At 54.1% G+C, this 22,508-nt stretch carries 19 protein-coding genes; 7 read left to right on the forward strand and 12 right to left on the reverse strand.

The annotated features are described in order from the left end of the window. Positions 1–7 precede the first annotated feature (7 nt). The 5 genes from RDV48_04270 to minC all read right to left on the reverse strand — a co-directional run bounded on the left by RDV48_04270 (position 8) and on the right by minC (position 3,634). Positions 8–361 carry a DsrE family protein gene (locus RDV48_04270; protein MDQ7821991.1) on the reverse strand — a complete coding sequence of 118 codons (354 nt, stop codon included), beginning with the start codon at positions 359–361 and terminating at the stop codon, positions 8–10. Positions 362–377: 16 nt separating this feature from the next. Further along, positions 378–1,457 carry a rod shape-determining protein RodA gene (rodA, locus tag RDV48_04275; GenBank protein ID MDQ7821992.1) on the reverse strand — a complete coding sequence of 360 codons (1,080 nt, stop codon included), beginning with the start codon at positions 1,455–1,457 and terminating at the stop codon, positions 378–380. A 30-nt stretch (positions 1,458–1,487) separates the two neighbouring features. Continuing rightward, a complete protein-coding gene (gene minE / locus RDV48_04280) occupies positions 1,488–1,955 on the reverse strand; it encodes a cell division topological specificity factor MinE (protein ID MDQ7821993.1) in 468 nt (155 codons plus the stop codon). Between the two features lie 52 nt (positions 1,956–2,007). Beyond that, positions 2,008–2,820, reverse strand: coding sequence for a septum site-determining protein MinD (gene minD / locus RDV48_04285; protein MDQ7821994.1), 813 nt, complete (start codon positions 2,818–2,820; stop codon positions 2,008–2,010). Positions 2,821–2,893: 73 nt separating this feature from the next. After that, positions 2,894–3,634, reverse strand: coding sequence for a septum site-determining protein MinC (minC, locus tag RDV48_04290; protein MDQ7821995.1), 741 nt, complete (start codon positions 3,632–3,634; stop codon positions 2,894–2,896). 302 nt (positions 3,635–3,936) lie between these two features. Here minC and RDV48_04295 point away from each other — a divergent pair, with 302 nt between their 5' ends. Then, positions 3,937–4,407 carry a hypothetical protein gene (locus RDV48_04295; protein ID MDQ7821996.1) on the forward strand — a complete coding sequence of 157 codons (471 nt, stop codon included), beginning with the start codon at positions 3,937–3,939 and terminating at the stop codon, positions 4,405–4,407. A gap of 31 nt (positions 4,408–4,438) precedes the next feature. Here the strand turns inward: RDV48_04295 and RDV48_04300 are convergent, their stop codons facing one another. Beyond that, positions 4,439–5,434: a tRNA (adenosine(37)-N6)-dimethylallyltransferase MiaA gene (locus tag RDV48_04300; GenBank protein MDQ7821997.1), complete on the reverse strand. Its 996-nt coding sequence runs from the start codon at positions 5,432–5,434 to the stop codon at positions 4,439–4,441. 117 nt (positions 5,435–5,551) lie between these two features. Here RDV48_04300 and RDV48_04305 point away from each other — a divergent pair, with 117 nt between their 5' ends. Further along, positions 5,552–10,003, forward strand: coding sequence for a tetratricopeptide repeat protein (locus RDV48_04305; protein MDQ7821998.1), 4,452 nt, complete (start codon positions 5,552–5,554; stop codon positions 10,001–10,003). On the opposite strand, the gene RDV48_04310 is transcribed toward RDV48_04305, so the two are convergent. Then, entirely contained in the window at positions 10,000–10,602 is a 603-nt protein-coding gene (locus RDV48_04310; GenBank protein ID MDQ7821999.1) for a class I SAM-dependent methyltransferase, read from the reverse strand. The two genes, RDV48_04305 and RDV48_04310, sit on opposite strands and share 4 nt — an antisense overlap. A 168-nt stretch (positions 10,603–10,770) precedes the next feature. Between RDV48_04310 and RDV48_04315 the strand changes: the two genes are divergently transcribed. Then, positions 10,771–12,219 carry a tetratricopeptide repeat protein gene (locus RDV48_04315; GenBank protein MDQ7822000.1) on the forward strand — a complete coding sequence of 483 codons (1,449 nt, stop codon included), beginning with the start codon at positions 10,771–10,773 and terminating at the stop codon, positions 12,217–12,219. 18 nt (positions 12,220–12,237) lie between these two features. On the opposite strand, the gene RDV48_04320 is transcribed toward RDV48_04315, so the two are convergent. Next, positions 12,238–13,011 (reverse strand): hypothetical protein, encoded by a 774-nt coding sequence (locus tag RDV48_04320; GenBank protein MDQ7822001.1) that lies wholly within the window; start codon positions 13,009–13,011, stop codon positions 12,238–12,240. A 137-nt stretch (positions 13,012–13,148) separates the two neighbouring features. Between RDV48_04320 and RDV48_04325 the strand changes: the two genes are divergently transcribed. From RDV48_04325 to RDV48_04335, 3 genes are all read left to right on the forward strand, one after another. After that, positions 13,149–14,333 carry an adenylate/guanylate cyclase domain-containing protein gene (locus tag RDV48_04325; protein MDQ7822002.1) on the forward strand — a complete coding sequence of 395 codons (1,185 nt, stop codon included), beginning with the start codon at positions 13,149–13,151 and terminating at the stop codon, positions 14,331–14,333. Beyond that, positions 14,320–15,654 carry a serine/threonine-protein kinase gene (locus RDV48_04330; GenBank protein ID MDQ7822003.1) on the forward strand — a complete coding sequence of 445 codons (1,335 nt, stop codon included), beginning with the start codon at positions 14,320–14,322 and terminating at the stop codon, positions 15,652–15,654. Before RDV48_04325 ends, RDV48_04330 begins: the two co-directional genes overlap by 14 nt. Positions 15,655–15,773: 119 nt before the next feature. Further along, on the forward strand, positions 15,774–16,892 hold the full coding sequence (locus tag RDV48_04335; protein MDQ7822004.1) for a type II secretion system F family protein: 1,119 nt from the start codon (positions 15,774–15,776) through the stop codon (positions 16,890–16,892). Here RDV48_04335 and RDV48_04340 read toward each other — a convergent pair whose 3' ends face one another. From RDV48_04340 to rfbH, 4 genes are all read right to left on the reverse strand, one after another. Further along, a complete protein-coding gene (locus tag RDV48_04340) occupies positions 16,893–19,004 on the reverse strand; it encodes a hypothetical protein (protein MDQ7822005.1) in 2,112 nt (703 codons plus the stop codon). Continuing rightward, entirely contained in the window at positions 19,001–19,642 is a 642-nt protein-coding gene (locus tag RDV48_04345; protein ID MDQ7822006.1) for a type II secretion system protein, read from the reverse strand. The genes RDV48_04340 and RDV48_04345 overlap by 4 nt, the downstream gene beginning before the upstream one ends. A gap of 90 nt (positions 19,643–19,732) precedes the next feature. Beyond that, positions 19,733–20,176: a type II secretion system protein gene (locus RDV48_04350; protein ID MDQ7822007.1), complete on the reverse strand. Its 444-nt coding sequence runs from the start codon at positions 20,174–20,176 to the stop codon at positions 19,733–19,735. Continuing rightward, complete coding sequence (rfbH, locus tag RDV48_04355) at positions 20,173–21,720, reverse strand: lipopolysaccharide biosynthesis protein RfbH (GenBank protein MDQ7822008.1); 1,548 nt, start codon at positions 21,718–21,720, stop codon at positions 20,173–20,175. Before rfbH ends, RDV48_04350 begins: the two co-directional genes overlap by 4 nt. A gap of 318 nt (positions 21,721–22,038) precedes the next feature. On the opposite strand from rfbH, the gene RDV48_04360 reads away from it, so the two are divergent. Further along, the gene (locus RDV48_04360) at positions 22,039–22,488 is read left to right on the forward strand and encodes a hypothetical protein (GenBank protein MDQ7822009.1); all 450 of its coding nucleotides are present in this window, start codon (positions 22,039–22,041) and stop codon (positions 22,486–22,488) included. Positions 22,489–22,508: the final 20 nt, after the last annotated feature.

A 22,508-nucleotide genomic window follows, 5' to 3' on the forward strand; every position in this document is an offset into this window, starting at 1 on the left:
GATGACATCAGAGGGTTATGACCCTGTCCGCTTCGCCCAGGATGGCAGAGAGATTTTCCATATTCCCCACCTTCATCCCTTCTACGTGGAGATCCAAATCATGGACACCCCGCTCTGCGCTGCAGGTGCTGCAGAGGTAGAAAACCACGCCCTTTTCCGCCATTTCGGCTATCCTGTCCTTGGGAAGCGTGAGAGCTTCCCTGGACAGCTGATCCTTAAGGGAATTAAAGACTCCGTCAAGCTCAAGAAACACCGTCACCTTCACACCCTTCTCCCTGGCGGCCAGCGCCAGCCTGGCGAGTGTCTCAAGCCTCGCGCTTGAATAAGGACCCGACTTCATCACAAAACCCAGTGAGTTCACTGCAATCCCTCCTCTCCTAGAATATTCTCTCCCTGCGGAAATATATACTGCCCAGCATCCCCATTGCCACCATGGAGGTGATGAGCGAGCTTCCCCCGTAGCTCACGAAAGGAAGCGGTATCCCTGCCACAGGCATTATGCCAAGGGTCATTCCAATATTGACAAAGACATGAAAACCCAGCATGGCGACTATCCCTATAGCAAGAAGACTGCCGAAAAGATCATGAGAGCTCTCGGCAATCGCAATCCCTTTCCACAGCACATAGAAATAGAGCACAAGTATTCCTACTCCCCCAACGAGTCCGAGCTCCTCACCTATGACCGTGAATATAAAGTCAGTGGAATGCTCCGGTACAAAGTTCAGATTATTCTGTGTGCCCATAAAAATACCTTTTCCCCATAATTTTCCCGAACCGACGGCGATCTTTGCCTGCACAAGGTTCCACCCCGCTCCCTCAGGGTCAGCCTCGGGATTGAGAAAGGTGAGAAGGCGCTTCTTCTGGTATTCCTTCAGGATGAAAGGGGCAGTGAAGAGGCCTGCGCATAGCGTTGAGAGGAGAATCCATGGCTTCACCCCTATGGCGAAGAGCATGGCAGCGGTGACTGCCAGGAGCACAAGGGCCGTCCCGAGGTCGGGCTGAACGAAGATGAGCGCAAGAGGGACGAGCATATAGAAGAGCGCCTTCAGGATATCCCTGGAAGTCCAGCTGTCATGCAGGGAGAGAAACCGCGCAAGGGTAATGATGACCGCAAGCTTCGCCATCTCTGAAGGCTGGAAGGCGCCAATGGGCCCGAGCGACAGCCAGCGCTGCGCGCCCTTGGCCGAATGGCCGAATAGCATCACCGCTATCAGAAGCGCAATTGTCAGGCCGTAGATATACCAGGAGGTCCTTCCCCAGAGCTCATAGTCTACCAGGGTAAAAACCGCCATGAGCACGAGGCCCGTGAGAAAGTAAAAAAGCTGCTTCTTGACCTCGGAAAGTGAATCCGGCTCTCTCCCGTTGGCGCTGTATATCATGAGGATCCCAATGAAAACAAGCGTAGAAACGGCAAGAACCAGAGTAAAGTCAATTTTGTGCCACCAGGCCCTGTTCAAGACGCCTCACTCCTATAGGCGGACATCAGCCTATTCCTTCTTTGCCTTCTTATCGGTAAAACGCTTCATCTTTGTCTTCCTCCTCCCGGAAGATCCCCGCGTCTTCCGGAGGGTCTCCACCTTTACCACTGCCTTTTTCCCGGTCTCTGCCTGGGATTTCTCCCGGTGAGCCGTCTTTGAAGGTCCTTCCCCGCCAGATTCGGCGGTGCCGCTTTTCTTTGCGGTGCTGCGCTTGATCTCCTTGATGGGAATATTGGCCGCCAGGGCAATTGCGCCGTCTTTCGACTCAATGCCGATTTCAAGGGCACTTCTGTCGATTTCCAGGTACCGTGAGATCACCTCTATCAGATCCTTTTTGAGGTCTTCCATGACCTGGGGGGATACGGAGGCCCTGTCATGGATAAGCACGAGTTGAAGCCTCTCTTTCGCCGTCTGGCGCGATTCATTCCGTTTGAAGATTCTGTTGAAAAAGTCAAATTTCGTCAAAAACTCCAGCATCTGCCCATGCTCCTTCCTCACTGCAATTTTGAAAAGGACGCGCTCCCGGCCGTCAGCCCTGCAGTTCATCCTTTTTGGTAATCAGTCTTTTAAGCCTGGTAAAGAGTCCCCCATCACCCGGGGGAGAGAGGGGGTAGCTCTTGGGATCAATAATCCTGCTCACGATCCTCCTGTAAGCGCTCCCGGCCTTTGAGGATTTGTCAAAGACTGCCGGTTCTCCCTTGTTTGACGCTTTCAGGATTTTCTCATCCTCCGGCACGATCCCCAGGATCTCTATGCCCAGAATCTCCTGCACATCCTTGACGCTGAGCATCTGGTTTTTCTTTACCATGTCCTTCTTGTAACGGTTCAGTACAATCCTGGGATTGAACTTCTCCTCGGCTTCAAGGAGGCCTATTATCCTGTCGGCGTCCCTCACGGCTGAAACTTCGGGATTGGTGACTATGAGGGCCTCGTCACTCCCCGCAATGGCGTTCTTGAAGCCCTGCTCTATGCCGGCGGGGCAGTCTATCATTACGTAGTCAAAATCCTCCCTCAGCGTCGCGCACAGGCGCTTCATCTGATCGGCATTAATGGCATCCTTTTCCTTGCTCTGATCAGCAGCAAGCAGGAAAAGATTCTGCGAGCGCTTGTCCTTCACAATGGCCTGCCGGTAAGAGCGGCACTTCCCTTCAAGCACGTCAACAATGTTATAGACTATCCTGTTTTCCAGTCCAAGTATGAGATCCAGGTTCCTGAGGCCTATGTCGGCATCAATCATAAGAACCTTTTTACCCATCAGCGCAAGACCTGTACCGATATTTGCCGTGGCCGTCGTCTTGCCGACGCCACCCTTCCCAGAGGTTACCACATATACCTTGCCCAATCCTATCCCTCCTCGCAGCTATGCACCATCATTGAAATATTCTTATATTGTCTCTGTCTCTTCCCGGACACATTCATAACCTGTGACTGCCCTCACGGGCGCTGAAAGGCACCAGCGTGATTCGGCCATTGACGACGCTCGCAATCACCGCGGCTCCTTTTTTCAGAGAGCGCAGATTGCTGGTGATTGCCATATGATCAGCGATGCGGAGCTGTGTCGGCTCAAGCACGAAGGCCATCACCACAGCCGAGGCGTTTCCTCCCGCCCCGGCATGGGCAATCCCTCTCAGCGTGCCAAGGATAATGATATCACCCTGGGCAATAACCTGGGCACCGGAATTCACATCGCCCTGTATCACCACGTTCCCCTGAAACTCCACCTTCTGCCCGGACCGCACGGTCTTCCTGAGCATGAGAGTCTCTTCTTTCTGTTCAAATTGCCTCTTTTCCGAAGGCTTTGACTGATCGGGAGCGCCTTTTGAAGTTCTTGAGTAATGCTCGGCGATACCGAGCCTCCCTATGATCACTTTTATTCCCTGGCGCTCCGCCACTTTTCTCGTGGCCAGAGACGTGCTGATTATCCCCTGAAGGGCCAGTGAATGTTTCTCAAGGAAGGCGAGAAGGCGCTCAAGGTCTTCCTGTTCCACTTCGCGCCAGCCCAGGTCAAAGCTCACGGGAGAACCATCAAAAAACTGCTTGTTTGAGTGTATTTTTTCCGAAAGGAGCGAGAGCATGTCAGAAAAGAAGCCCTCTTCAGACATGCTCACCATTATTCCCATCCTTGTTCCCTTGAAGGAAATGGGCTCCTTTTTCATGGTCCGCTCCTTGTGGAGGGCAGAGAATCATTACCGCGCCTGCGGAAGAAAAACACCATGCCCTTGTTTATATCCATAAAATCTGGAGTCGGGAGAAATGTCTCACAGAATCATATGAATTTTCATACATTTCTTCAGAGCATGGCAAAATCCTCCACTGAGCCCCGCCTTATCCGGCCCCATTGGACCTCCCGGACCATCGCCGGGGAGAGAGGAGCCGGGAAATATCCTCCTCAAGTTGCAGGAAAAGAAGAGGCTCCTGCGAAACTATCAAAGACCTGAGTGAATGAAGGAGGTGCCCTTTGACCTGTCCTTACTGCAAGGCACAAATCACGGAAAACGACGTGTTCTGCCCGGCCTGCGACTCCCAGCTCTATACCCCGAAGGACCTGCTCACCACGACGAGCATATCGCCCGTGGACAGTATCCTGAAATGGATTGAAGCATACCGCTCGGGACACTATTCCCTGGGCCAGTTCCAGGTGAAGGTCAACTGGCTGGTCGAGGCAGTGAAACTCCAGAAGGAACAGATTGAAGCGATGAGGATCCCTGAAAATGCCTCAGAGAATGCGAAAGAGAGCAAGGAATCCTTTATAAAAATCCTGGGGCTCATGCTTGAAGCCCTGGAGAAAACTGACAAGCACCTGAGGGAAGGAAATGTCGAACTCCTCAAAGAGTCTCTTGTCACAATTCATGATGTGCACAACAGGCTCCATGACCTCAAGGACCGCATGGTGGACTCGTTCAGCAGGGATGAGCTCAAGAGGGAGTAAAAGCCACCCCCCTCGACAGGGAGCAAGACCCTTATCGGGAGCTTTTCTGGTCAGCCGGAAGCGCTCCTTCCTCCAGGAAGTCAGAAACTATCGCCCCGGCCTCGCTCCAGTCAGAAATCCACCTTACGCTCCCATATTTTCTGAACCAGGTCATCTGCCGTTTCGCGAAGCGGCAGATCTCGGTATAAAGCTTCTCCTTCATCGCCTCAAAGGAAAGCGCGCCGCTGAGATAACGGGCAACATACCGGTATTCAAGCCCGAATGCCTCGAGGCGCTCCCTTGCCACCCCCCCGGCCATGAGGCTCTCCACCTCTTCAATCATGCCGCCGGAGAGCCTTCTTGACAGGCGCTCAAGAATCCGTGCCCTTACCACCTCCCTTGGGAGTGCTATTCCAATGGTGAGAGCCTCAAAAAACACGGGCCTTGTGCACCGGAGGGATCCGATTGAACCGCCGAGCCTCAGCACTTCAAGCGCCCTTATGATGCGCCGCCTGTTCTTCACATCTATGATTGCCGCTGCTTCGGGGTCAAGGGTGAGGAGCCGCTTCTGGAGATCTTCAAGTGTTGAGCGCCCATAGTCCCCTTCCCCCCCGGGCGTTGCCGGGGGGAATTGAAAACCCTCAAGTACGGCGCGGATATAGAGGCCTGTCCCTCCCACAAGGAAGGGGACTCTGTCCCTGAAGGCAATCGAACTGATCAGGAAATCTGCCAGATCAAGGTATTCAGCGACGGTAAATAGTTCCGAGGGCTCGACGATGTCGAGAAGCCAGTGCGCTATCCCCCCTGAAAGCCTGGGCACCACATGAAAGGTCTTCCCCCGGGCTTCAATAGTGACGGCATCATCTCTGCAGGGGACACCCTCCACCTTGCCGGAGCCTATATCCATCCCCCGGTATACCTGGCGGGAATCGGCCGAGATAATCTCGCCGTGAAATCTCCCGGCAAGGGCAATGGCTGCCTCTGATTTGCCGCATGCATTGGGGCCGACAATGGCAATCACTCTGGGCCGATCGGGAAGGCAGGCCATGGCTTTTTGGCACCCCCTGTAAAATTTGCTCATTTCTTTCCAAGGGGAGGTGGATTCTCTCCGGGAAGGAAATTATATGGTATCTACTTCTTTATGGTGGGAACAGAATCCTCGACAATGACAGATAATGGCACAAATCCCTGGCTCATAAAGGTATCAGAGCTTACCTGCGACGACGAAGGCTGCCAGGTGCTCCATGACAACGGGCTGGCCTCTCTTCAATGGGCCGATCTGGGCTGCCTTTTCATCATGAACCCCCGCGGCATGGCATCAACTATCGTGGCGCCCGATCTCTTCATCTATGACACAAAGGGCTCCACTCTCCTTTTCATAGACGGCAACCGCTTCAACTACAAGAAGTTTCTCCGCAAGGACCTCGCCGCCACCCAGGACAAGAACATGACGCTCCTCATCAAGAAGATCCTTCCCCAGCTCAGGGCCACTTACCTTGACGAATCGCTCGAGGCTTACCTTGAAAAAGCCTACCACCTCCTTCCCGTGCACTCTTCCGAGAACGAGGTGGGGGCTTACCTCCGCCAGGTGATACAGAGGGCGGCCGCCGAAGCCGCCGCTCCTGCCGAGGAAGATGAGGCTCACGATGAAAAAGGCGAGGTGAAAGCCCGCGAGTGGAAAACCGGCGATTTTATCGACGAGAACCTCCGCGTCAAGGAAGTGCTCAAAGGCGGGATGGGTATTGTTTATATCGTCAATGACCTGAACAGCTCTGCCCTCTATGCTTTGAAGACCATCCAGCAGCAGTACTTCTGGAACAAGAGGATCTACAGCATGTTTGTCAGGGAAGCCGAGGTCTGGGTGGAGCTTGAAAAGCATCCGAACATCGTGCAGGCCCATTTCGTGAGAATCCTGGGGGGATGCCCCTTCATTTATCTGGAATATATAAAAGGGACCAATCTGGATGCAGTGCTCAAGAAAGGACCCCTTCCCCTCTCTGCCACGCTGGATTTTGCCATACAGTTCTGCCGGGGAATGGATTATGCCTTCAAGAAGCTGGGCATTGTGCACCGGGACATCAAGCCTTCCAACTGCCTGATCACCGAGGAGGGAGTGCTGAAGATTTCTGACTTCGGTCTTGCCAAGATTTTTTCAGAGCCCGGGAGCATGGGTCCCGAGGAGGATCAGGCTTCAAGGGGAGAAATGCTCCCCATGCAGCCTCAGGGGATGCGGGTCACTGCCACAGGCGCCTTTCAGGGCACTCTCCCTTACATGGCTCCCGAGCGCTTCAAAAATTCCAATATCTCCGATATCACGGCCGACATATACTCCTTCGGCGTGATGCTTTTCGAGATGATCACGGGCACAAAGCCGGTGAACGCATCGGATCTCTCGGAGTTCATGATATTCCACAGCAAGGGTGAAGTGCCTGACATCAGGAAATACCAGCGGGCCATTCCCGACGAGCTCGCATCGCTTGTGATGAGATGCCTCGCCAATAAAGCCCAGGATCGCTTTCCCCACTTCGGCGAGCTGGAAAAGCTTCTGCTCAGCCTCTTCCAGTCCGTGACAGGGGCACCTTATATCTTCAAAGAGGAGGAACGGGAGCTCTCACCGCTTGACTGGGTGAACAAGGGGCGCTCCCTGGCGGCCCTCAACAGGGAGGAAGAAGCGCTCTCCTGCTTTGAGCAGGCCCTCAGGCATGACCATCGCAATGAATCAGCATGGCTTGCGAAGGGGAACACTCTCTGCTCCCTCGGCAGGCACAAAGACGCACTCCTTTGCTACAACAAGGTTCTTGAAACAGACAAGGACAATGAGGAGGCCTGGCTCAAGAAAGGCTCCACCTTCTTTGAGCTTAAAAGGCTCCAGGACGCACTTTCGTGTTACAACAGAGCACTGGAGATAAACCCGGAAAACCATGAGGCATGGATCAAAAAAGGTCTCTACTATGCCTATTTCGACAAAACCGTGGAAAGCCTCAAATGCTATGACGAAGCCCTCAAGGCGAACGGCAACTCGGCCGAGGCTGCCTATTACAAAGGAGCGAAGCTTCTTGAGGGGAAAAAGCTCAACGAGGCAATACTGCTTTTTGAGAAAGCGCTCGAGATCAATCCGCGGTGGATCGATGCATGGCTCAAAAAAGCCGAAGCCTTTGCCGAGAAAAAAAATACAGAGGAAGCGCTCCAGGCATACCTCAAGGTGCTCGAGATCGAGCCGGATAATGTGAGAGCCCTTCTTGCACAGGCCCAGGTGCTGCTGAAAGAGGACCACCACGAGAGGGCCCTCCCGCTCCTGCAGAAAATTCTCACTCTTGACGGCAGCCACAGGGAAGCGCTTAATCAGAGCTATGCCATTTCGAGAAGAATGGGACGGAACGAGGAAGCGCTGAGAATCTGCGAGAGAATTCTTGACCAGGATGGGGAAAACCTCACCTTTCTCCTCATAAAGGGAGAGATTCTTGACGAGCTCTTCCAGTTTGAGAGAGCCGAAGAGCACTACCAGGAGGCTATAGCGAGGGTGCCCCGCTGGGAAGAGGGCAGGAAGGCGCTGGAAGCCCTGATCAAGAGACGCAGGATTTACGAGAAGCATACCGAGGCATTCCTTGCCGAGGATATCGAGTTTCCCCAGGGAGACAAATCCATTCCCTCCATACCCGAAGAGGAAAGGAAAAAGTTCAAGGACTTCCTTGCAAAAGCGAAGAAAATCACGACAGAGGAGCTCCTCGCCCGCGGTCGTGAAGCCCATGAGAAAGCCTCCCTCTGGCAGGCTCTTCAGCTGATGCTCCAGGCTCTCCAGTCCAGGCCCGACCACGCCGAAGGCTGGCTCCTTGTGGGAAGGATAATGGGCGGACTTGAACTCCATGACCATGCATTCTATGCCTACGGAAGGTACCTCCATATGACTCACGACGCCCCGGTGGCCTTCTATGAAGTGGGCTTTCTCTTTGAAAAGGAGGGGAAAGTATACCGGGCCTTGAGGTGCATTCTGAAGGCTCTTAAGGCTGAGAACCGGAACTGGCGCCTCTGGCTCATGGCATTAGCCTATCTTTACCAGCTTGGAGCCTATGGCTGGGTAAAGGCCATGGCGCGAAAAGTGCTCACCCTTATGGCAAAGCGCCAGGCCACACCCCTCATGAGGCAATGCCAGGGCATCTGCGAATCAATCCTGGGTCTGTATGAAAAGGCCAACAGCACCTTTGATGAGCTTATCAGGGAAAACAGCAACGACTTCTTCAGCATCATCCACAAGGGCAACAACCTGAGGAGGCTCAGCCTCTCCAAAGAGAGCTCAGCGCTTTTCATCAAGGCAAACAGGCACCAGGACAACTCCCCCTACTATCTCTACTACCTTGGAATTCTTCACCAGCAGCTCTTGAACGAGAGCACGGCCTTAAGCTGCCTCTCGGAAGCCGAGAAAAAGAACAGGCTCCTCAGCGAAGCCACCCTTGCAAGGGCAATGCAGCTCATAGGGCAGGATTCCATGCAGGAGGCCGCCGAGATCATCAAAGGCGTGACCGGGCTCCCGAGAGGGAAGGGAAGAGCCTACGAGGCGCTGGGCTATCTCCACTGGAGACAGAACCAGTTCAGGGAGGCATTCCTTGCCCTCGAAGAGGGCAGCATGACCGATCCCTGGGATGGCGGCATTCCCATGAACAAGGCCCATGTCATGAGGAAAATCAGGACTGATAACAGCGCCATTCACTCGCTGCTGGAGCGCTATGAGGGAAACCACCCTCTCGAGGAGGAGCCTCTGATTATCCAGGCCATCCTCTGGCTCGAAGAGGAACACTATGAAAAGGCAGACCAGGCCCTCGCAAAGGCCCTTGCCATCTCGCCGCATTCGGCACGGGCCTGGAACACTGCCGGTATGGGAGCATGGCAGCGCCAGGAACGGGAAAAAGCCATGGAATGCTTCAGCCGCGCAATTGAGTGCCGCAAGGCCATTGAAGAAGCTCTCAACAACAGGGCGGCGCTCTATCTTGTCGAGGGAAAGACTGATGAAGCCGGCCGGGATCTTGATACCCTCCACCGGATGAATCCCAATCTCCCCTCGGGCTGCTATAACAGGGCTCTTTACCTCTGCCTCAGCGGCGCTAGCAAGGAGGCACTCGGAGAACTTGAGAGGGCCCAGCTCATGCTTGGAGAGACACGGAACCTGCTCACAGACCGCGCAATCTTCCACTTTCTCCTGAGGGACAAGAACACCACCGACCTCTGCCTCATCAAATCAGTAAAATCAGGCGACCAGAATGCGAAGACCTGGTTTCTGAAGGCTCTCCTTCACACCAGCTCCGGCACCCACGGCGCCTCTTTCAAATTCTATGAACAGGCCCTGAACCTCGAGAAGGATATTTACTTCTTCTGGCTCTGCTTCGGAGTATCCCTCAATGCGAGCGGTTCCCATGACAGGGCAAAAGAGGCAATAAGGAGAGGGGTGGCACTCCATCCCGGCATCTCTTTTGACACCGCAAGAACTTCGCTGGAAGAGAAGGAAATAGACGAGTTCATCATGCAGTGCGTCGGCAGTCCCATGTTCATCTCTACGGCTTTCTCATATGTCTGCCGCGATGACTATCATATCCTCCCGGGAGAGATAGCTTTCTTTCTCACCTAAAGCCTTTTCATGATCCACCAGGTCATGGCAACGGGAATGGAATCCACAATGCTCTCGTACTCTACAGGCGCTCTCATGGCAAAGTAAGGTGAGAAAAGCCCCTTCACGTCGTTTCCTGTGAAGCGGTGGCCAGCACCGCCTGAATTGAAGTACTTCTCACTGAAGCAGCGCAGAAGGTATATGCCGCCCTTTCTGAGGACGCGGAGGATTTCTGCCACAAAGGGTTCCCTCCGGGAGGGAAGAATATGGTGAAAACATCCCCTGTCATTTATTACGTCAAAGACATCCTGCCCGAAAGGAAGTGAGAGGGCATCACCCTGTACCAGCATGAATACCGCTCCTTGCTCCTCCCCGCGTTTACGGGCATGCGTGAGGGCTGCAAGGGAAATGTCAACACCGGTGCAGCAATGGCCCCGCCCTGAGAGAAAGACAAGATCGGTGCCCCACCCGCATCCCACATCGAGCACATGGGCCCTTCCCCCGATCTCCCTGCAGGTGAAGGCAACAAAGAGGCTTTCCGGCACGCCGGTCTCCCAGAGGAGGTGGTGATCTCCTTCAGCCTCATCGTATTCCCTTTCCCAGTCTATCGGATAGTGCATGGCACCTTCCCTTTCCCCGGGTCTCGCCGCAAGAGATATTTCATCACCAGGAAAGGAACCCCTCCTTCGTGGAAGGAGAATACCCAGGGGAGGAGAAATTTCAGATTATGAAGACCGCTGAGGGTGCTCATACCCGCACGGTTTCGGAGAACATTCTGGGGGGTTGCCATGGTCGATTCGCTCGATACTGCAGAAAAACTGGAGAAAATCCTTCTTGAAAATCCTGATGATCACAGGACGAGAATTGAGCTTGCCACCCACTGCATGTATTCAGGTGACTACTACAGCGCTGCCTATGAGCTTCAAAAGGTGGTAAAAAAGTCTCCTCCCTCTCCCATGTATGTGGACGCGTACTACCAGCTCGGAATAGTGCTCAGAACCCTTGGAAACTTCCCGGAAGCCCTCAAGTGCATGGGAAAAGTCATTGAGGCCGATGAAACCAACGGGAACGCCTTCTACTATTCGGGCCTCCTCCAGAGTGAACTCGGCGATCACAAGAAAGCCGCTGAGTCCCTGCAGAGATCCATCAGCCTCCTCCCCCAGCAGTCATATCTTCACTATGCACTGGGAAACACGCACCTGCAGCTTGGAAATGGAGACGAGGCCATCAAGGAGTTCCAGACAGCCCTCACTCTCTCTCCCAAGGATACACAAATCCGCAACAGCCTCGGCCTCTGCTATATTCTGAAGGGAGACTATCCCAGGGCTTCAGCAGAGCTTGGAGAAGCGCTGCTCGTAAACCCCAAGGACCCCACTGCCAATTTCCTTTACTCCTGGGTGAAGATCCGCCAGGAAGAGGAGATTGAGGCCATAGAAAAAGTGGAGAAATTTGTCCATAATGATCCCTCCAATCCTCTGGGCCATCTCACCCTCAGTGCCCTCCACCAGGTCATTGGAGAGTATTCCATGGGCGAAGAGGCTTACCGCAAGGGGGCAAAACTCCTCAAGATCGGAAAAGATCCCGTGCTCTACTCGGCCATCCAGGTGATCTCCTCCTCACTGAACGAGATCGCCAGGGAGAAAAACATGCTGGAGGAGGATGAGCTTCTTTACAAAGACGGCACAGTAAAAGCTTTTCAAGAGATTATGGGGTTGAAATCTCCGGCACTCCTGGAAAAGAGTCGGCTCACCGCCAGTCTGTCGCAGAAAATGGCCCAGGAGAATAAGGATTTTGATGATAGCGAGATAGAGGATATCCGCATCGCCGGGACGCTCTGCAACCTGGGAATGGCCTTTGTCCCCGACACCATCGTCAACAAGGAGGAGAAACTCACTGACGATGAGAAAAAAGTGCTTGCCACCCACCCCCTCCTGAGCCAGAAGGTCCTTCAGAAAATCGAGAGCTTCGCCGATGTCGTTCCCCTTATAAGGCACCACCACGAGCGCCATAACGGATCAGGCTTTCCCGACCATCTCAAGGGCGACGACATTCCCCTGGGAGCGGGTATAGTGGGGCTTGCTGACTTCTACGTGGAGATCACCGTCGGAAGCAAGCGGCAGAGGGCGGCGACAAAGGATGAGGCTCTGAGGACCATCAACACCCTGAAAGGCAATTTCTTCTCTCACAAGGCAGTCGAGCTGATAAACAAGGCGCTTTCATCACCGGAGAGCAGCTGAGAATTTCACCGGCTCACTTTACTTTATAGGAAGAGCAAGTATCTCCTTCACCTCACGGGAGAGATCTTCGCCGTCAAAAAGAATCTCCTTGCCTGCGAGGGCTTCGCCGGTGGGCATTTCATTATCCTTCGAGAGCATCATGGTGAGGAACAGGCCCTTTCGTGCCACCGTGTTGGGATAGGCGTCGCTGGCGTTGTAATAGTAATCTTTCGCAATGGTGAGAGCCCTCTCCCTGCCACTTTCCTCGTACCATCTGTCACGGGCGAAAAGATGTGCCAGGCTCAGGCGGGCCCCCCTCATAAAGCAGAGGACTGACCGCTTCTCAAGGTCATAGGGGGAAGGGAAGCACTGATCGGACATGTCGATGAGGCAGAGGGCATAGGCTCCCCAGTGCTCAGGCTCATAAGGCTTCATATGGAGGAGATAGGTAAACTGCTTGATGCTCCTGATGGGATCCATGAGCTCCTTGTAAAAGGTGACTGCACATTGCTGGAGGCACTTTATAAGCTCAGGCTCATTGTCAATATAGCGCAGGGAGTCCTCAAGCAGCGAAAGAATCTTTTTCCAGGCCTCTATCTGAAAGGTGGAGGTGAGAAGCTCTATTCCGAAGGTGGTTTCGTCGATATCCTCCTCCATGGCGGCAAGGGCTACCTTTACTTTGTCAAGCGTGTAAAGCTGCTCCTTCTGGAAGCTCTCCCTGTGAAAGGGAGAGCCGTCAAAAAAATCAAGGGGCTCGTAAAAGATATCCTCAGGAAGGACCTCCTGGGGGGAATGTTCAGTGAGTTCGTCCATGGCCGCTCCTCAAAGGTCGTATTCCCCTCTTTATTTCCCTTCATATCGACAGAATCCTCCATTGCCTGGAAAAAGGGAAAGCAGTGATTTCTGCGAATTTTCTTAGAGGTCATACTGAGAGTGCACAGGAATCCTCCATGGGTGAAGAAAACGTCATCGTAAATCCAGCCTCCTCGAAGAACCGCTTCGATACCCTCGGCTCAATTGTGAACGTCATCAATTCAACGCTGGACATAAGGAAAATCCTGGAGCTCATCATGGATAATGCCCTTGAGCTGATGGAAGCCGAGCGGGGATTTATCATGATGGTGGACCAGCAAGCCGACATCCTGGAGTTCAAGATAGCGAGAAACCTTGACAGGAAAAAGCTCGAAAGCGACGAGCTTGCCATAAGCAGAACCATCGTGAAGGAAGTATTTTCCGGGCAGAAGGCCGTGCTTACCCACAATGCGGCAAAGGATCCCCGCTATAAGAACAATCCGAGCGTGAAAGCCTTTGGGCTCCGCTCGGTAATCTGCGTGCCGCTTCTCGTCAAAGGGGAATGCCTTGGCGTCATCTACCTCGATAACCGCTTCAAGAAAGGCATATTTCAAGAAGAAGATCTTGATTTCATGTGCATTTTTGCCCATGAGATCGCTCTTGCCCTTGAAAATGCGAAGCTTGAACAGGAAAAAGCTTTCATAAGGGAAGTTTTCACCCATTATGTGAGCCCGGAAGTGGCGGAGGAGATAATAAAACGGGGATCTGAATACGACCTGCAGGGAGAGAAGCGCGAGGTCACCGTATTTTTTGCCGATATACGGGGATTTTCCACGATTTCCGAGGCGGCGGCCCCCCACGACCTTTTCTCACAGCTCAACGAGTTCTTTGAAGAAATGATTGCCATTACCTTCAGGAAACAGGGGACCTTCCTGAAGTTCCTCGGTGACGGCTTCATGGTTGCCTTCGGCGCGCCGCTCAGCCACAGCGACGATGCCATAAGGGCAGTGCAGGCGGCCATGGAGATGCGCCAGCACGTAGAGCTCCTCAACAGAAAGTGGGAAAAGGAGGGCAGACCACCCTTTCTCATGGGAATAGGAATCCACACCGGAGAGGCAATGGTGGGCAACGTGGGATGCCGCCAGAGGAGGGAATACACCGTCATCGGCGATGTGCCCAATACTGCATCACGCCTCGAAAATATGAACAAGGAGTTCCAGAGCACGATCATCCTGAGCGAGGCAACCTATCGGAAAGTGAGGGATTTCTGCACCGCTCTCCCCAGAGGCCCCGTCACCCTGAGGGGGAAAACTGAGCCGGTAAGCATCTATGTGGTACCCTGAAATCAGGAAAGCCTTTGCCTTCCTCTCCTTCCTTGCCTGCCTTATTCTCCCCTCACATTCCGCCTTTGGCGCAGAGGAGAATCCGGCTATTCATGTCACTTCGGACTTCGTGGGGAACGCCCGCGTATCCATTCGCCCCAGCGCACAGGGAAGCTTCGTAAAGGCGGCCGGCCAAGTTCCATGCGATATCAGGCCCTTGACCGAAGGCAACCAGGAAATCCGCATAGAGAAGCCCGATGGATTCTTCTTTGTTTACCGCGGCGAGAAAAAAGAGGTCTTCGCTCCGGAAAATATCATGATTACCACCACCAGGGAGGTGCTGTGGGAGAGAATACTTCTCGCCCTTGTCATTCCCCTGGCAGTCGCGGCGGAGCTCGGGAGAAGAGCCAGGAGGAGGCAATCTAAAACACTTGAGCAAAGCCTTCACCAGGCGGAGATCAAGACCTCGGAAGCGCAGGTCCGGGCCGAGCGCTCCTCCTTTGAGGGAGCCTTACCGGAGACAATTGCAGAGTATTCCATCGAAGGCGAGCTCGGCGAGGGAGGAATGGCGACGGTGTACAGGGGGCGTGACATGCATGGCGACCTGTTTGCGATAAAAGTGCCTCACAGAAAGCTCTTCAATGACCGCGACCTTGTGAAGCGCTTCGAGCACGAAGTGGCAATAAGCCTGTCACTGAAGCACCGCTCGATAGTCCGCACCTTTGACTGCAACCTGGATGACGGGCAGGGAATCCCCTATATCTGCTTCGAGTATGTCGAAGGGAGAACCCTCGCGAAAATCACCGCCGATGAAGCGCCCCTTGAGCCATCAAGGGCCATCAGGTATATCAGGGAGATTGCAGAAGCTCTCCGGCATGCCCATGAGCTCTCCATTGTGCACAGGGATCTCAAGCCCGGCAATATCATGATCACCTTTCACGACACGGTGAAAGTGATGGATTTCGGCGTGGCAAAGGCCGCCGATCTCTCCAGACTCACGGTTACGGACACGATGCTGGGCACGCCTCTTTACATGGCTCCGGAACAGATTGACAGCAAGGATGCCGATCCCCGGTCTGATCTTTACTCGCTTGGCATGATTTTTTACGAGCTGGTAACAGGCCACCTCCCCTTTGAAGAGGACGATCCCATCAAGGTGATCATGAAAAAGCATACCCACCAGCCGCCGCCGCCGGGGGTATTCGTGCCCTCCCTTCCCCGCCCCGTGGGGGAGGTCATAATGAAGCTCATCGAGAGGGAGCCTTCCCGCCGCTATCAATCCGCAGCGGCACTCATTGACGATCTCACGGCAAGGGGTCTTTCTCCATCAGATCATATCTGACAGAATCATGTGCTTGGCTTAAGAGGGATTTCACAGAAAAGGGCGAATACTCCCCATGAAACGGCCCAGCACAATGGAACCCATTGTGACGGCCGTTTCTTTATTTTCGGGAGGTTGCCATGCTCAGACTAGGAAGGTATCTCATCAGCTTCGAGCACGTGCCCCGCCACGAGCGCCTCAGGTGGGAGCTCGGCTCCACTACCGCAGAGGATATCGTGCTCTTTTACGGGCAGCTCGCCGCCCTCTACACTGCCGGCATCTCCTTTGTCCGATCGCTCACCATACTCTCCCGGCAGGCCACCAACAGAAAATTAGCCCTTATTCTTGATGCCGTGCGGCATGATATCAACGGCGGCTCAACCCTTTCCCACAGTATGAGCCGCCACTCCGGCACATTCAACGCCCTGGAGATACAGATCATAAAAGTGGGCGAGGCCGTGGGAGACCTTCCTCTTGTCCTTGAAAGGCTGGCTCTTCTTGGGAGGCGCCACCTGGAGCTTACTAGAAAGATCAAGTCCATGATGACTTATCCGCTTATTGTATTCTGCGCCTCACTTGCTCTCATAGGCTTTCTTGCGTGTTTCCTTTTCAACACCATCTTCCCGGCACTGGCGGCTCAGGGAATCGAGCTTCCTGCTGCCACCAGGGTTCTTATGCTCATCGCGGCAGCTCTGAAGAACCCTCTGGCAGGTCTGCTGGTACTCGCTGCGTGTTTCATGGCCTTCCGACTCTCCTGCTTTCTCTTCTCTCTTCCCTTTTTCAGGGAGCTGCTTGACCGCTTCATATGGAACCTGCCTCTCCTGGGAAAGACCCTTCAGAAAATATTCATGGCGAGGTTTTGTTATAACTTTGGCCTTATGTACGAGCACGGGGTAGGAATATTGAAGATCCTCGCCATTGAAGCCACCTCCTCATCGAACTCCATACTGAGAGCCGCCCTTCTTCGCGCGATTGACTCTCTGAAGGAGGGAGACTCCATTGCCGAAAGCCTCAAAAGGGAAGGAATATTTCCAAAGTCCCTCATCGATTTTCTGGCTATCGGCGAGTCAAGCGGCACAATTCCTTACTGCATGAAGAAGCTTGCCGAGTATTATGAGACCGAGGTCTCCTACTCTGTTGAGAATCTCTCATCAGCTCTTGAGCCTCTCATGATAGGGGGAATGGGAGTCTTTGTGGGGCTGGTGATCATGGTGGTGCTCTCCCCCCTCTACGGTGTCATCGCAAACCTGGGCCTGTAATTACTGAATCTCGTTCCAGACCGCTATGCGAGGCCTGCCGAAACGGTGGAGAGACTTGACGTAGCGGGTGTCAAAGGTGAGGTTGACGCTGTTGAGGGAGAGCCCCTTTAAGGCCAATGAACCTGCAGACGAAGTCGCCTCTTCGCCGTCCTCGTCAAGCACCGCGCCGCGGCTTGCGATGGCCCCTTTCACGGTGAGCCCGCCGGAAGGCGACCACGTTCCGTCAGCCATGGCCTCAAGAGAGGGATTTATCACTATGGCACCCTGGCCGATGATGAGGCCCTGATAGGTTCCCTTGGTGGCAAACTCCATATTCTTCGCGTGAATGACCATGCCCCGGTCCCTGGAATCCAGGCTCCCTCCCGTTATCTTCAGATTCCCCGATACTACGAGAGTGGCATTGGTCCCTACTATTGACGAGGGAGAAGAAGAAAGGCGAAGGAGTTTCTTTCTGAGGGAACAGCCCATGGACTGCGCCTGGCCGAGGCTGCCGGGCTCATACTCTGAAAGCTCCACATCGCCGTCAACAAAGAGAGTGCAGTCCTTGAGCACAAGGCCGGCACCGGAGAAACGCTCGCCGATTTTCACGAGCTCCTCCTTTCCGCTGCCCGCTGCCGATGAGGAGGATCCGAGAGAGCCCTGGAACCCCTGGGCGGGCTTCCACTTTCTGTCGTATATCACATAATGGTTTGAGAGATCGCCCTTCAGGTAAAACTTGTTGCGATGGGCATCGCCCTCCAGGGTAAGGGTGCTCTTCAGGAAGCACGCCGAGCCATACATGATCTTGATGAGATAGCGCTCGATAACCTCTTTCCGGCCGAAATCCGGCACGGCGCTGTGAAGCGCTGAGGAAGACTGGCTGTCAAGACCCAGCTGCGACATCAGCTCCGGAGGGAGCAGAGAGGGGTTTGACTTTGCAAGCTCGCAATATTCATTGACCTTTTGTTCAAAGGCTTTTGCCTTTTTCTTTGAGCCCACCCAGGTGAGGTATCCCTGCTGCATGGTAAAGGCATTGTCGCCGGTACCCACCTCTTCAAGCTCTGAGATGCTCTCGGGCCTGAGCTGCGAGAACCCCGAGAGCTCGGGAAACACAATCTGGGAAAGAGGATCCTTGTTCTCCGTGCAGAGGCCCTGGGCAATACCGTAACATTTCCTTCCGGTAAAGACATTGCCTGGGCTTACCTGAATGGGATCAAATGCTGAGCTGTCAAATGTCTCATCCGATGAAGCCTCCTTGCTGGCCGAGGTGCATGCGTTTCCCCTCAGGGAGTTGCCCTCGCTCTCCCTGGTACCGATGGAGACGGAAGCTTTGGGGAGCAGGTTAATTCCAAGGATGCCGTAGAAGTCAGCAATGCCAGATGGAGAGCGCACTCCCCTCGGAGAGCCTGACTTCAATGCTGCCCCCCTCGCTCCCGGGAAGAAAAGCGATGCCCGCAAGGCGCGGTAGTTATAAAGGGAGAGCACATCTCCTTTGACCACTGTTGGAGGCCATTTCCAGTCGGGCTGGCCGGGGCTCACCGCCTGCTGGATGAAGATGGGCGCCCTTGAGCAGAATGCGGCATAAGGCCATTTCCTGTTGATAATGGCCTCAAAGTACCGTGTGCTTCCCCCCACCGATACCCCTATTATGAGATCGATGGAACAGGCCGGTACGGAGCAGCCGCCGGCCTCTCTGTCCTTCCATCCTCTGCAGGGATATTCTCCCTGTGAGTTGTCGGTGGAATAATACTTCCTGGATGGATCAAAGGTAATGGTGACGGCCCCCGCAGGAACAGCAGGGCCCTCAGGGAAAGGGGGCTTTTCGTCATAGCGTTTTCTGAGATCGAGGGTGGAAAAGGTTGTGGAAGCGAGATCGACAGCATTGCTGTGCTCCGTCTCATACTGGTCAAGCTCGTAGATAAGCTGCGCCGCCGCGGCCTGGGCCGTGAAGAGGGCCTGGCGGTACTCCACCTGGGCGCGGACAAGATTAAGGTTGATGCTGCTGAGAGTCCCCAGTGCGAGGATCACCACGAGGAGGAGCGATGAAACAAGCAGTACAAGCAGGATGCTCCCTGCCGAGAGCCTCCTGGCAGGAAAGGATTTCTTTCCGTGAGGCCTGTGTGGTAAACTCATTCCTGATCCCCGTTGTGCATCGCTGAAACGGCAGAGATAAAGGTGGCGTCCTGGTGCTCGATACCGATCAGCAGCTCGTAAGTGACTGGATTTGCAAGGGCAGTATCCCCGCTTTCCCCGTCCTGCCGGGCGGAGAAAGAGAGAGATTTCACATTCCGCGCAACAACCCTGTCAGCCGAAGGCCGGGGAGTAAAACTCCCTGCCTGGTAAGGGGAAGGGGCATCACTGGGGGCGAAAAAATCCTCCTGGATATGGAGGGTCCCTGTCTCGCCTTGAAGGTAGAAGACCCCATGCTTCTGCCAGAGTATTGAGCCGGAGAGCGTATCATACTGCAGCCCGCCCGTCCTGCCGAAGGGGGAGAGAAAAGTGATGGCATCGCAGGCAAGGGTCCTGCCTGTGGTCTTCTCCTGGTAATTCTGCTTCAGAATAACCAGCGAGGAGCGGTCGGAAGCCCTCAATTCTGTTTCAATCTTCTTCATGGCGACAAGGGCTGTCTTCTGGATGTCGGCCCTTGTGTCGCTCCTTCTCCAGGCCCTGATCCCGGGAAGGAGGGCCCAGTAAAGACATGTGGCTATGAGTGCCATGAGCACGCCCACTACAAGTATTTCATGGAGAGTGATACCCCGGCGCCCTTTCATTGCCTCTTGTTCCTCTTCCCGCTCACGTGCCTGAATGCTTCTCCATGAGCCGTTGTTTTCCTTCAGAACGGATTCCCGTGAGAGCCTGAATTACTTGTCCTGGAAATAGACCCGTGTCGAGAGCGTGAGAGGCCGGGGAGTCCTCACCCAGCGCACGGTGACTATAATATCGAAGACCCGGTGGGGTTCCTGTCGATCCACGGCATAGATGTCCCTTTGAAAGGTAAAAACCGTTCTATTGATGGCTTTTTCTCCAACCCAGTCGGTGAGGGGATAAGAGGCGGACGGGGGCCTCTGCTGCCTCGCCTCTTCAACAAGGTACGCGGCGTAAGCGCTTGCGCTCTGGTAATCTTCTGCCTTCTTGAGGGACATGACACCGGTGGGAATTACGCTTATGATAAGGATAAGCGATGCCGCCAGTATCGCAAGGGCTACCACTATCTCTATGAGGGTAAAGGCCCTCTCTTCATTGACGATTGCTCCGTCCTTATCATGTAATGCGCATTGTACAGTTTTTACGGTGTGCCCAGTCATTGAAATGCCCCGGTAAAACGGTAAAGCTCTTCTGTGATGAAATCCCTCATTGCGGCAGTCAGGCCGGGATAGACACCGAACCAGAAGGTATCCCTCATCACTCTGTCAGTCTCATCAAGCCCTGACGCCACGCGGAAGCCTTCCCGGCTCTTCCTCATCTCGTCAAAACAGGGATGCCTGATAATATTCCCGGCGAAAAGCATTCTGGTCTGGATGCCTTTCATCTCGAGATGCCTTACGATCTCATCTCTTGAGAAAGGTGCCTCCTCTTTTATGGTGAGGAGAAATCCGAACCATGAAGGCTCTGAGTATTCCGTGGCCTCCGGGAGGACAAAGAACGGTGAAAGCTCCGAAAGTCCCTCACGAAACTTCTGCCAGTTCTCCCTCCGTGCCGCGATGAAACGGGGGAGCTTTTCAAGCTGGGCGCATCCGATAGCGGCCTGAAGGTCCGTTGCCTTCAGATTGTAGCCAAGATGGGAATAGACATACTTGTGGTCGTACCCCATGGGAAGGGTACCGAACTGCTGTGAAAAGCGCTTTTTACAGGTATTATCGCGGCCTGGCGGGCACCAGCAGTCTCTTCCCCAGTCTCTCAGGGAGATGACAATGTCTCTGAGCAGAGGATCGGAAGTATAGACTGCACCGCCCTCACCCATGGTGATATGGTGGGGCGGATAAAAGCTCGAGGTGCCGACATGGCCGAACGAGCCTGTGGAGCGCCAGGCTCCCTCCAGGCAATAGCGCGATCCAAGGGCGTCACAGTTATCCTCGATGAGCCATAGCTTGTTAGCCCTGCAGAACTCTCCCACTGCCTGAATGTCAAAGGGGTTGCCAAGCGTGTGGGCGATGAATACAGCCCTGGTCCTCTCTGAAAGGGCATCATTGAGAAGGCCGGGGTCAATATTGTAGCCAGGAAGCCTGATGTCCACAAAAACAGGGACGGCGCCATACTGGATCACAGGAGCTACGGTAGTGGGAAAAGCAGCCGCCACCGTGATAATCTCATCACCCCTCTGTATTCTCCTTTCACCCAGGAGGGGGGACGTGAGAGCCATGAAGGCGAGAAGGTTGGCCGATGAGCCGGAATTGACCAGGACGCAGAAAGGGATATCAAGGAACCTGGCAAGTCCCTCCTCAAAGGAGCGGGCGAACCTGCCTGCCGTAAGAAAAAACTCAAGAGAGGCATCGAGAAGGCCTGCTATCTCCCGGTCATCATAGACCCTCGCCGCATAGGGAACAGGCATCCCCGGGGAAAAAGGCTTGATTCGCGAGGTCTCACGGTATGAGCGGACTCCCGCCTCAATGGCAAGAGTCCGAAAAAGGGATGCCAGAGCATCTTCACTTATACGGCCTTCTTCCACGCCGAGCCAAGCAACGGGAATGACGTACCGCTGAGGAGCCTGCTGCGGCTCCATGCCCTGCGGGTCGGGCAGCACTTCCACCATGCCTGCTTCATCGGGCTCGCTTATGGCGATGCAGGAGCCTGAGGGGAACTTGAATTCCCCCGGCACCTTGAGGACAAAAAGTCTTCCCTTGCATTCCATTGGCGTTCCTGCTCACTTCCAGGGGAGTGCCCCCGCATGGTTTCTCCTTTAATTTCGCTGATGCCCTCCACTTTTCCTCGGAAAAGAGCGGGGGAGACGTAAAATTCGGAGATCCCGGCGATGAGGGCGTATTGAATTTTATTCTGTACTCCATTTGGAGTACAGATTACCTCTCGCCGGGCAGGAACTAGTCCAAAAGTCGTAGGGAGGCAAAAAACTTCATCGCAAAGTTAGGTCTGCCGATCGATGGTGCATGGGAGGGAAGGTCGGGTATAATAGGCACATAAAAAGAGATAAAAAGTTCTGGAGGTGCCGCCTGTGGTTACAAAGTACAAAGCCCTCACCATGCTCTTCATCATCGCCCTCACGACACTCCCCCTCCATGCCCAGGAGATCGGGCGCACAATCGCCGATATCTCCGGCGCCACCACGCTTTCAAGCATCATTGAGAAAGCTTCCACCGCCTTGAAGCCCGTACTTGAAATGAACAAGATCACCATCAGCATCACCGCTAACTCGACGCTCAAGACTGATGCGTCCAACGTGGAGGAACGCTTTATGAATCTTATGACCAATGCCATTGTCCATGCACCGGCAGGGACTGAGCTGAAGGTAAGCTACGACAGCGCTTCAAGCCAGCTCTCCGTATGGGTTGAAAACAACACCGTGAGCAGCACGGTAAAAAGAGAAGTGACAGACTCGATGGGCAATACTTTTACCCTGGAGACCACGAGTGGCAAAGGCACTCTTTACGCAATAAATCTCTAAGCTCTCGAAGCCTCTCAAGG

This window comes from Candidatus Eremiobacterota bacterium (genome assembly GCA_031082125.1).
Taxonomy (GTDB): domain Bacteria; phylum Vulcanimicrobiota; class CADAWZ01; order CADAWZ01; family Ess09-12; genus Ess09-12.